10 protein-coding genes are annotated in these 10,157 nt (G+C 58.5%); 4 read left to right on the forward strand and 6 right to left on the reverse strand.

Translation table 11 applies throughout. The features are described from left to right. The first annotated feature begins 114 nt into the window (after nucleotides 1-114). From ybeY to lnt, 3 genes are read left to right on the forward strand one after another with little or no spacing between them, the layout of a single operon-like run. On the forward strand, nucleotides 115-627 hold the full coding sequence (ybeY, locus tag ACTH3D_RS11125) for an rRNA maturation RNase YbeY (RefSeq protein ID WP_441667178.1): 513 nt from the start codon (nucleotides 115-117) through the stop codon (nucleotides 625-627). Further along, on the forward strand, nucleotides 624-1,493 hold the full coding sequence (locus ACTH3D_RS11130) for an HlyC/CorC family transporter (protein ID WP_441667179.1): 870 nt from the start codon (nucleotides 624-626) through the stop codon (nucleotides 1,491-1,493). Before ybeY ends, ACTH3D_RS11130 begins: the two co-directional genes overlap by 4 nt. Nucleotides 1,494-1,509: 16 nt before the next feature. Continuing rightward, nucleotides 1,510-2,997, forward strand: a complete 1,488-nt coding sequence (gene lnt, locus ACTH3D_RS11135) for an apolipoprotein N-acyltransferase (protein ID WP_441667180.1) — start codon at nucleotides 1,510-1,512, stop codon at nucleotides 2,995-2,997. A gap of 145 nt (nucleotides 2,998-3,142) precedes the next feature. Here lnt and phaC read toward each other — a convergent pair whose 3' ends face one another. From phaC to prmB, 5 genes are all read right to left on the reverse strand, one after another. Further along, a complete protein-coding gene (gene phaC / locus ACTH3D_RS11140) occupies nucleotides 3,143-4,993 on the reverse strand; it encodes a class I poly(R)-hydroxyalkanoic acid synthase (RefSeq protein WP_441667181.1) in 1,851 nt (616 codons plus the stop codon). A gap of 136 nt (nucleotides 4,994-5,129) precedes the next feature. After that, a complete protein-coding gene (locus tag ACTH3D_RS11145) occupies nucleotides 5,130-5,621 on the reverse strand; it encodes a phasin family protein (RefSeq protein WP_441667182.1) in 492 nt (163 codons plus the stop codon). Between the two features lie 140 nt (nucleotides 5,622-5,761). Continuing rightward, on the reverse strand, nucleotides 5,762-6,214 hold the full coding sequence (locus ACTH3D_RS11150; RefSeq protein ID WP_441667183.1) for a hypothetical protein: 453 nt from the start codon (nucleotides 6,212-6,214) through the stop codon (nucleotides 5,762-5,764). 125 nt (nucleotides 6,215-6,339) lie between these two features. Then, nucleotides 6,340-7,425, reverse strand: a complete 1,086-nt coding sequence (gene aroC / locus ACTH3D_RS11155; protein ID WP_441667185.1) for a chorismate synthase — start codon at nucleotides 7,423-7,425, stop codon at nucleotides 6,340-6,342. Nucleotides 7,426-7,455: 30 nt separating this feature from the next. Then, nucleotides 7,456-8,412, reverse strand: coding sequence for a 50S ribosomal protein L3 N(5)-glutamine methyltransferase (gene prmB, locus ACTH3D_RS11160; RefSeq protein WP_441667186.1), 957 nt, complete (start codon nucleotides 8,410-8,412; stop codon nucleotides 7,456-7,458). 157 nt (nucleotides 8,413-8,569) lie between these two features. Here prmB and ACTH3D_RS11165 point away from each other — a divergent pair, with 157 nt between their 5' ends. Next, on the forward strand, nucleotides 8,570-9,163 hold the full coding sequence (locus tag ACTH3D_RS11165) for a Smr/MutS family protein (protein ID WP_441667187.1): 594 nt from the start codon (nucleotides 8,570-8,572) through the stop codon (nucleotides 9,161-9,163). 31 nt (nucleotides 9,164-9,194) lie between these two features. On the opposite strand, the gene ACTH3D_RS11170 is transcribed toward ACTH3D_RS11165, so the two are convergent. After that, complete coding sequence (locus ACTH3D_RS11170) at nucleotides 9,195-10,154, reverse strand: patatin-like phospholipase family protein (protein ID WP_441667188.1); 960 nt, start codon at nucleotides 10,152-10,154, stop codon at nucleotides 9,195-9,197. Nucleotides 10,155-10,157: the final 3 nt, after the last annotated feature.

Here is a 10,157-nt window from a genome sequence, read left to right on the forward strand (position 1 = left end):
CTATGACGTCTTCGAGGCCGAGCAAGAAGTGCATGAACGTGCCCCGAAAGAGGCACGCCAGCAGGAGCGCGAGGCTCGACGCTTCCGCCGGGAGCGCGACGAGGATACCGTCCGGTGAGTGCCGTGCACATTGACCGCCAGCAGGCCAGCAGCGCTAACAATTTACCAAGCGCCGAGGCACTGGAGCGCTGGGTGGTCGCGGTGCTCAGCCACCACCCCGAAGAACAGCGTAACGAACTCACCGTGCGCTTCGTGGATGATGACGAGAGCTACCGCCTAAATCATACCTATCGCGGCAAGCCATCGCCTACCAACGTGCTGTCCTTCCCGTTCGAGAGCCCGCCCGAGGTAGCGCTACCGCTGTTGGGTGATCTGATCATCTGCGCACCAGTGGTCCAGCGCGAGGCCCGTGAGCAGGCCAAGGCGCTGCAGGACCATTACGCCCATATGGTTATTCATGGCACCCTGCACCTGATGGGCTACGATCACCTGGAAGATGACGAGGCCGAGGTCATGGAAGCTCTGGAATGCGCTATTCTTGCTGAGCTGGGCATTGCCTCCCCTTATCAGACAGTAGCTGTAGAGCCGTCAGACTCCGATACCGAGGATAAGAGAACTAACCCATGAGCGAAGACCGATCGAGTAGCCAGGGCAACAAGAGCTGGTTCGACAAGTTGTTCAGTGCGCTTTCCGGTGACAGTGATGAACCCAGTTCACGGGCCGAATTACTGGAGTTCCTGCGCCAAGCCGGCAGCCGCCTGAAGCTGGAACAGGATGCGATCACTATCATGGAAGGCGCCTTCAACATCAGCGACCAACAAGTACGCGAAGTCCTGGTACCCCGCTCCCAGGTCACCGCCATCACGCTCGATCAGCCACTGGACGAGTACCTATCTGTCATACTCGAAGCCGGTCATTCCCGCTATCCAGTGATCGGCGAGAACCTTGATGAGATCAAGGGCATCCTGCTAGCCAAGGATCTGCTCCCTTTGCTACAAAGCAGCAGCAACAGTGCGGCTCCCTTCAAGCTGCAGGACGTCCTGCGCCCGGCCATGTTTGTCCCGGAATCGAAGCGACTCAACAGCCTGTTAAAAGAATTTCGCGACACGCACAACCATATGGCTGTGGTGGTGGATGAGTACGGCGGCACCGCCGGTATCGTCACCATTGAAGACATCCTCGAGGAAATCGTCGGCGATATCGAAGACGAGCATGATGCTGACGACGACGACGATATCCGCGCGCTTGGTGAAGGCCGCTACGCCATTCGAGCGCTAACGCCCATCGACGATTTCAACGAACGCTTCAATACGGACTTTTCTGATGAAGAGTTCGATACCGTCGGCGGCCTGATGATGCAAAGCTTTGGCCATCTGCCCGGCCGCGGTGAACACACCGACATTGATAGCTGGCGCTTTACCGTGCTTAACGCAGATAATCGCCGCATACGGCTGATCGAAGCCGAGCGCCACGACAGCGGTGTGACCCCCTAGTCCTATCGAGAAGCCAATGACTGCTTTTCTTCATCGTCCACTGGCGGGCTATCTGGCCGCCCTGGTGGCCGGGTTGCTGACCACGCTGTCTGCTGCGCCTTTCCACCTGTGGTGGCTGGCACCGCTGGCTGCCGGCCTGGTGTATGTCGGCCTGCATCGAATGACACCCCGCCAGGCCGGCCTCAAAGGCTGGTGCTATGGCCTAGGCCTGTTCGGTTCTGGTGCATCTTGGGTCTACGTCTCAATCCACGACTACGGCTACACCAGCATGCCGCTGGCACTGGCGCTGACCATGCTCTTTGTTGCTGCCATGGCACTGTTCATTGCCGTGCCACTGTGGCTTTATCGACGCTTCACCAGCGACCGACTATCCGTACTGACCTTTGCCGGTGCCTGGACACTGGGCGAAGCACTGCGCACCTGGCTATTTACCGGCTTTCCCTGGCTGTTGTTGGGCAGTGGCCAGTTGGATGGGCCCCTGGCCGCCTGGGCACCGATTGGCGGTGTGTACTTGCTGTCGATGATCACGGCACTAAGCGGCGCGCTGAGTGTCGCTCTGCTGCGCCGTCATTTCTCGGCTGCACTGCCCCTCGCAATACTCTGGCTGCTGCCGCTGGCACTTTCCCTGCTGGCAACCAACCCCTGGACCCGCTCCAGCGGCGAGCCAGTACGCGTCGCCCTGCTGCAGGGCAATCTTGATCAGGCAATAAAGTGGACCGCCGAGGGCCAGCGCACCGCCGCCGCAACCTACCTGACGCTGACAGCCAGTCTGAATGAGTCGGTCGATCTGGTGATCTGGCCTGAAGCGGCTCTGCCAATGCTGCAGGATCAGGCCCAACCTGTATTTGAGCGTGCGGCCCAGCTACTACCTGAGCAGACCGGCTTGATTTCAGGCATCCTCAGGCGCGATGAACAGGGACAGATCTATAACAGCGTGGTCAGCATGGGGACTGCCCAGGGCAGCTACGACAAGCGCCACCTGGTGCCTTTCGGAGAATATTTGCCACTGGAAAGCCTGCTGCGTGGCGCCATTGCCTTTTTTGACCTGCCGCTGCCTGTCGTGACACCCGGCCAGAGTCACCAGCCAGTTATGAGTGCTGGCGGCACACGTATCGGCAATGCGATCTGCTACGAGATCATCTATGCCGATCTTGTCGCCAAACAGGCCCGTCACAGCGATGTCATCCTAACGCTGTCCAATGATAGCTGGTTTGGTGGCTCCATTGGCCCGCTACAGCACCTGCAGATGGCACGCTTGCGTGCCCTGGAAAATGGTCGCTACGTGGTACGCGCCACCAGCAATGGAGTAACGGCTATCATTGACGCCCAGGGCAAGGTAACACAGCGCCTTCCTCAGTTTGAAATGGCCACCCTGATTGGTGAGTTCCAGCCCATGCAAGGGCTGACACCGTTTTCGCGCACAGGCAGCTGGCCGGTGTGGCTGATTGCGGCATTAATGGTGTTGCCCGGACTGCGTCTGCGCCGCAGTCCCCATGCTCTCTAACGCGGGAGGGGGATATAAGCACCGGTTTTCGTAGGGACGATGCTTACATCGTGAAACCGCCGCGTAGCGGCGGCAGACTTTGCCTATAGCGATAAGCTCTGGGCGCCTGGCGGCGCCCATCGCGGCTTGAAGACAGCTGCTCTCCTCAACCCTTGCTTTCGCTACTCACCTCACCAATCACCTCTGGAATCGTCATTTTCACATAGCGTCCCGGTGCGGCTTCGAGCACGCCCAGCTCACCATCGCCTGGCTGGCGCGCCTCAACCACTTTTTCGGGGCCTGCATCGGCATAGCCATTGCTGGTCATCCAGTTCTGCCAATGTGGCCACCAGCTGCCTTCGTGAGCTTCTGCACCTTCCAGCCACTGCTCATGGTTTTCCGGCAGTTGGTCATTGGTCCAGTAGCCGTACTTATTCTTGTGCGGGGGGTTGACGATGCCAGCAATATGGCCCGAACCGCCCAACACGAAGGTCACCGGCCCCTTGGGCAGCAGCGCGCCGTAGTAGGTGCTGTTCCACTTAGCGATATGGTCTTCCTTGGTGGATATGAAGTAGCTCGGCGTGGATATCTTACGCAGATCAATCTTGACCCCGTCGAGCTCAACACCATCTGGTTCCACCAGGCGATTACCCACATACATATGGCGCAGATACCAGGCGTGCACCCTTCCCGCCAGGTTGGTGCTGTCGGTGTTCCAGTAAAGCAGATCGAAAGGCCCCGGCATCTCACCTTTCAGATAGTTGTTGATGTAGAACGACCAGAACAGATCATTTTCGCGCAACAGGTTGAACGAGTAAGCCATGGCCCGCCCGTCCAGGTAGCCGGTTTTACCCATTTCCTCATCAAGCCAGTCGAGCACCGGCGGAGACAGCAGCACACCGATTTCACCGGGGTCGCGGAAGTCCTGCAGCGTAGTCATATAGGTCACCGACTTCACCTTGCGCCCACGACGTGTACTGGTGAGGTAGGCAACAGTCGAAGCGGTCAGGGTTCCACCCACGCAGTAGCTCATGAGGTTGACCGACTTCTCGCCAGTGGCCTGCTCAATGGCTTCTATGGCACTGATTGGTCCCATCTGCATATAGTCAGCCCAGGTCAGGTCGCCTTGCTCAGGCCCCGGATTGCGCCAGGAGATGAGGAATACCGTATGGCCCTGGTCTACCAGCCACTTGACCATCGAGTTGTCTTCACGCAAGTCGAGGATGTAGTACTTGTTGATCCAGGGCGGCACCATCAGCAGCGGGGTCTTGAACACTTTTTCGGTGGTCGGTGTGTACTGGATCAGTTGAATCAGCTCATTCTCAAAAACCACCGAGCCCGGAGTGGCTGCCACATTGCGGCCAACCTCGAAGGCGCTGCGGTCGGTCATCGATACGTTCAGGCCACCCGCAGCCGAGTTGCCCAGATCGCGACGCAGCTGCGCCAGCCCGCTCACCAGGCTCTGGCCGCGAGTCTCTACCAGCTGACGCATCGCCTCAGGGTTAGTGGCAAGGAAGTTGGTCGGCGACATGGCACTGACCAGCTGGCGCAAATAGAACGTAAGATTGCGCTGCTGATCCGGTGCGATGTCATCCATTCCTTCAACCAACCCATCGACCGTCTGCGAAAACAGCAGATACTGCTGCATCAACGAAGAGTAAGCAGGGTCCTGGGTCCAGGCGTCATCCTTGAAACGACGATCCCCACGCTGGGGCGTGATCAGCGGCTCCACGGTTTCGCCTGCCAACACACGCATACCGTGTTGCCAAAGCTTGACCTGATCTTGGATCAACTGCGATTGGACCTGCCACAGCCGGGAGGGATCTGACATCAGCGATTGGGCGCCAAGCTTGAGCTTTTCGCGCATGTCTTCATTGATTGCGTCGCCAAGTCCCGGCGGCATCAGCTGCTCAAGAGCCTCACTTATCAGCGCACGATATTCCTCGCCAACCTGTTGGAGTTGAGCATTCCACTCCTCCACTTCAGCCTGGGTAGGCACTTCAATCTTTTGCTGCATTGCTCCCTCCTGAGGCGCCGGACCCGAGATACCAACGCCAGATAGCACAGCCTGCCACTTGAACGGTTCAAGTGAACGCTGGCGGAATGATCATCGCCCCACCATAGCCAGACGGTAAGCGACCCGCTAGTTGTTGTTAACTGCTCTTCTTGCTTGCGCGGGAAGACTTACTGCTGGACTTGGCCGCCGGCTTATCTTTTTCGGCCTCTTTGCTGGCGGCATCAGCAGTAGCACTTTTGCTGGCGACATTGCTGGTGGCACTGGCCAGCTGCTCGAACATTTTAGTCTGTTCGGCAAACATTGCTTCAAGTTCCGCTTTGAACTGCAGGTTCATCTCAGAAAATGCCTTGGCATCATCCATCAGCTGCTGGGACAGCTCATTCATCATTTCTGCCTGACGGGCACTCAGCTCCTTGAAACCCTGCTCGTCCATACCTTGCTTGCCACTGAGCTGGGTTGTGGCGTCGCGCATGCGCTCGGTACCCATCTGGCTGTAGCGCCGCATTGTCTCCATCTGATACTCGGTCATGCGCTGCATGTTGTTCAACATCAGGGAGTTGAGTTTGCGCATCGGTTCAAAAAGCTGGCGCGTCTGATCGTTAAAGCTGTCAATCATCTTATTTTGCATGGTCGAACCCTTTATATGAGTAAGTTCACCGCAGCCAACTGAATTGCTGCACTGCACAAAGACTAGCCTTACCTGCGGTATTTTGCAAGAAACTGGCGCCCTGAGTGGTGCCTGTCTCAAACGGCCCAGGCCGCGACAGATCAGCTTTTCCCGGTATCACGAGAGCTCTTTTCACCTGAGCTGCGCGCCCTGGATGAAGCACTGCTGGCCTTGCTGCTCCTGGTTGATTTCTCGCTAGCACGACCCGTGACACTGCTCTTGCCTGAACTGGCTTTATCATCTTTCTCTTCCGTATCAGCATTCGAGCTGCTACGCGATGAGCTGGCAGCATTGCTGAGCATGTCGAGCATCATTTGCTGGTAGGTACCAAAGTTGGCAAGCCCCTGGGACAGACCCTGGGAGAGCCCCTGCCCTAGGCCCGGTTGCTGCAGGAACGGCTGCATCAGACTCATGGGGTCGTAGCCTTCAACCCCTGATTCCATCTGCTTGTGAATACGATCCAACAGGTCCTTCTGGAATGCTTCCACATCAGGCAGCCCCAAAGAACGACGGAATTCATCCGGGGTCAGGTCAAACTCAACATTTATTTTCATTGGTAGGCCCACTCAATTGATTCAACAGGACGAAGATTGCCAAGCAGATTCTGCATGACGCACCCGTCGGTGGCTGATCATCCGAGTGTAGCACTCACTCCGGCGACAAGTGCACCAAGCAACATTCAGCGCAGGCGTGGCGTGTCAACGCTGACGTCACCATTCTGAGCGCGCTGGCGCAGCAGGTGGTCCATGAGCGTCAGGGCCATCATGGCTTCGGCAATGGGCGTGGCGCGAATGCCGACGCAGGGGTCATGACGGCCTTTGGTGATAACCTCAACGGGTTGACCATGCATATCAATGGAGCGCCCGGGAATCGTGATGCTTGACGTCGGCTTCAGCGCCAGATGGGCAATCAGCGGCTGACCGCTGGAAATGCCACCCAGCACGCCGCCCGCATGGTTCGATAGAAAACCGTCCGGCGTCATTTCATCGCGGTGTTCGCTACCGCGCTGGGTCACGGCGTCAAAACCATCACCGATCTCGACACCCTTGACCGCATTGATGCTCATCAGCCCATGGGCCAACTCGGCGTCCAGCCGATCAAATACTGGCTCACCCAGGCCTGGCGGCACGCCTTCTGCGATGACGGTAATCCGGGCGCCGACCGAGTCCTGATCGCGGCGCAGCTGGTCCATATAGGCCTCAAGCTCTGGCAGACGCTCGGGATCGGGGCAGAAAAACGGGTTATTGTTTACCGCGTCCCAGTCGCACAATTCAAGTGTGATTGGCCCCAGCTGACTCATGTAACCGCGTACTTGAATGCCCTGGCTGGCCAAGTACTGCTTGGCAATGGCACCCGCGGCGACGCGCATGGCAGTTTCACGGGCACTGGAGCGCCCACCACCACGATAGTCGCGCCGTCCATACTTATGGTGATAACTGTAATCGGCGTGGGCAGGACGAAACTGGTCCTTGATTGCCGAGTAATCCTTGGAGCGCTGATCGGTATTCTCAATCATCAGGCCGATGGAGGTGCCGGTGGTTTCACCCTCAAAAATACCGGAAAGAACCCGCACCCGGTCCGGTTCGCGCCGCTGGGTGGTATGGCGTGAAGTGCCCGGACGGCGGCGGTCCAGCTCGTGTTGAATTATCTCTTCGCTGATGGCAACCCCCGGTGGGCAACCATCGACGATGGCGCCCAGGGCCGGGCCATGGCTTTCACCAAAGGTGGTAACAGTAAACAGCTTCCCAAAAGTATTGCCGGACATGGGTGTTCCTCGAAAATTGGAGTAGCTAAATCAGACAAAAGACGCAGCATGAGCGTCAAGCTCAGCAGCGGTCAGCACAAACACGCCCTGGCCGCCGCGCTCAAACTCCAGCCACATGAAGGGAACATCGGGAAAAGCTGCCTCCAGATGGCGGTCAGAGTTACCGACTTCAACAATCAGCACCCCGTCATCGGTCAGATGATCACGCACCTGGCGCAGGATTTGTCGCACAATGTCGAGGCCATCAGCACCGGCGCCCAGCGCCAGACTTGGCTCATGGCGAAACTCTTCGGGCATGGTAGCCAGATCCCGAGCATCGACATAGGGCGGGTTGGAGACAATCAGTTCATAACGCTGCCCTTCCACGCCAGCAAACAGATCTGATACCAATGCGCGCACGCGCTCACCGAGGCTGTGACGAGTAATATTGATGCGCGAAACCTCTGAGGCGTCAGGACAGACATCAATCAGGTCAACTTCACAGCCCGGCAGATGAAGGGCTGTGGCGATGCCGATACACCCGGAACCCGAGCACAAGTCCAGCACCCGAGCAGGCGGCTCCTCGGGGAACCAGGTAGCAAAGCCGTCCTCGACCAGTTCGGCAATCGGAGAGCGCGGAATCAGCACCCGCTCATCTACTGTAAAGGGCACGCCAGCAAAAAAAGCCTCACCCAGCAGATACGGCAGCGGGCGGCGAGTGGCAATGCGCTCACGGGCAATCGCAACAATACGCTGGCGTTCCATGGGCAGCAGGCGCGCATCCAGCACTTCAGGGTCAACATTCCAGGGCAGATGCAGAGCACCCAGCGTCAGCGCCACGGCCTCATCCCACGCCGAGTCGGTACCGTGACTGTAGTGCAGTCCGGCCAGATGAAACTCACTGGCGGCCCAGCGCAGGTAGTCACGCAAGGAGATCAGCTCTCCGACAAGCTGAGTATCATCAAGAGCCAGCGTGGAAGTCGCTGGGAATCGGGCGGGCTCGGCCACGGGGCATCCTATTTAACTGTCTAAGCAATGGTATGGGCATGACATTCGGTTAGCCTTGATTGTACCTTCACCAGCGGTTCACAGCCACGTCTGGCCCGGTATACTGGCAGGCTGCAGCCTACGCTTTCCAGCCGCCTTCAACCCCTGAGTGTTTACGATGAGCCAGCCCCCCTCTCGCTTCAATTCGGATCACCTCGACCCGGACGATATTAGCGCCTTTCGCAAGGCCTTGAGCGAGGCGGGTGTACGCCGTATGGAAAGTAACCGGGCCGATCCGGGTAAGCCCAGAAGCCGGGATCAAGGCTCGCGGCTGCGTCGTGAGGCCGCTGCTACCCATGACCCGGGCAGTCACCCGGGGCGCACTTCCGATGGCCGTGTCGAACCCGTTCGACCCTCGGAGACGCTGGAGTTTGCCGTACCCGATCTGCCCTATCGCACACGCAACCAGCTGAAACGCGGCCAGATTGCCTGGGAGGCCGGGCTCGATCTGCATAACTACAACCTCGATCAGGCCAGGGCCGAACTGGAATCGTTTCTTGATGATGCACGTGCGGCCAGAGCGCGCTGCGTTATCGTCGTGCACGGCAAGACCTGGGGCAGTAGCGCTGACTACCCGGTCATCAAGAGTCATGTGAATGCCTGGCTACGCGAGTGGCCCAGCGTGCTGGCCTTCTGTTCAGCAATCGATGCTGATGGCGGCACCGGTGCGGTCTATGTGCTGCTCAAGCGCAAGCATTCGAGGGATCACTAGCGTATCCACTCGAAAGCAAGTGCGTGGTGATTCAGGGCGTCACCGGCTTGGCTTTTTCAGCATATTCATAGCGATCCAGCGCCTGGTCTGCCAGGTGCTTGCCAAGCGCAATCAATGCCTCGGCGCGATGAAATTCGTAGGCGCCGCACACGGTTTTTGGCACCTCAATCAGCAGATCAGGCGGATAGCCTGCCACCTTGTACTTGGCCAACGCCGCCTGGGTGGTGTCAAACGCAGCCATCACCACATCCAGCCGCCCCCAGTCGGTGCTGTGGGACGACGGCTGCACAGCATCGTCGACATTTGTGCTGCCAAACAGGCGCGATGTCATGTCGCGCATGTCACTCAGCCAGCGATCCGAGCCTGCCTGCTTTAAAGCGCCGTCCTGCGTACTTTCCCGCTCCTTCTCCCAAGCCAGATCGCTTGCCGGAAGCAGCGACTCCAGGGATACCGGCGCCGGCGTATGTGCCGTGGCGTTAACGGCAATCACCAGATCCGCACCACTTGCCACTGATGGAATGATGGGCAAGGGGTTGAGCAGGCCGCCATCGACCAGCATCTGATCGCCGCGCTGGCTCGGGGTAATGACACCGGGCACCGCGATGGAGGCGCGAATGGCGTCAAGCAGCGGTCCGTTCTGGAACCAGACTTCGCGCTGGCGAACCAGGTCAGTGGCAACGGTAGTGAGCGGAATCGACAGGTCCTCGATTCTGACATCGCCCATCAGCTCTTCAAGCTTGCTCATGACTTTGACGGCGCGCATGGCCCCCATCGGATTCCAGGTCATGTCTACCAGTTTCAACAGGTCGAGATAGTCCAGCCGGGTCACCCAATCGCGATAGCCTTTCAGCTGACCAGCAGCGTAAACGCCGGCCACCAGAGCCCCCATGGAACAGCCCGAAAGCGCAACAATCTCATAGCCTCGCAACTCCAGCGCTTCGATAACACCGATATGCGCGTAGCCCCTGGCGCCTCCGCTACCCAGCACCAGGCC

It is taken from the genome of Halomonas sp. (assembly GCF_052095765.1).
In the GTDB taxonomy this organism is placed as follows: Bacteria; Pseudomonadota; Gammaproteobacteria; order Pseudomonadales; family Halomonadaceae; genus Halomonas.

What these genes read in the sequence shown, in the direction of transcription:
- ACTH3D_RS11145 (WP_441667182.1), bottom strand. Translation starts at nt 5,621, where the DNA reads ATGCAAAATAAGATGATTGACAGCTTTAACGATCAGACGCGCCAGCTT.
- ACTH3D_RS11150 (WP_441667183.1), bottom strand. Translation starts at nt 6,214, where the DNA reads ATGAAAATAAATGTTGAGTTTGACCTGACCCCGGATGAATTCCGTCGT.
- lnt (WP_441667180.1), top strand. Translation starts at nt 1,510, where the DNA reads ATGACTGCTTTTCTTCATCGTCCACTGGCGGGCTATCTGGCCGCCCTG.
- ACTH3D_RS11165 (WP_441667187.1), top strand. Translation starts at nt 8,570, where the DNA reads ATGAGCCAGCCCCCCTCTCGCTTCAATTCGGATCACCTCGACCCGGAC.
- aroC (WP_441667185.1), bottom strand. Translation starts at nt 7,425, where the DNA reads ATGTCCGGCAATACTTTTGGGAAGCTGTTTACTGTTACCACCTTTGGT.
- ACTH3D_RS11130 (WP_441667179.1), top strand. Translation starts at nt 624, where the DNA reads ATGAGCGAAGACCGATCGAGTAGCCAGGGCAACAAGAGCTGGTTCGAC.
- phaC (WP_441667181.1), bottom strand. Translation starts at nt 4,993, where the DNA reads ATGCAGCAAAAGATTGAAGTGCCTACCCAGGCTGAAGTGGAGGAGTGG.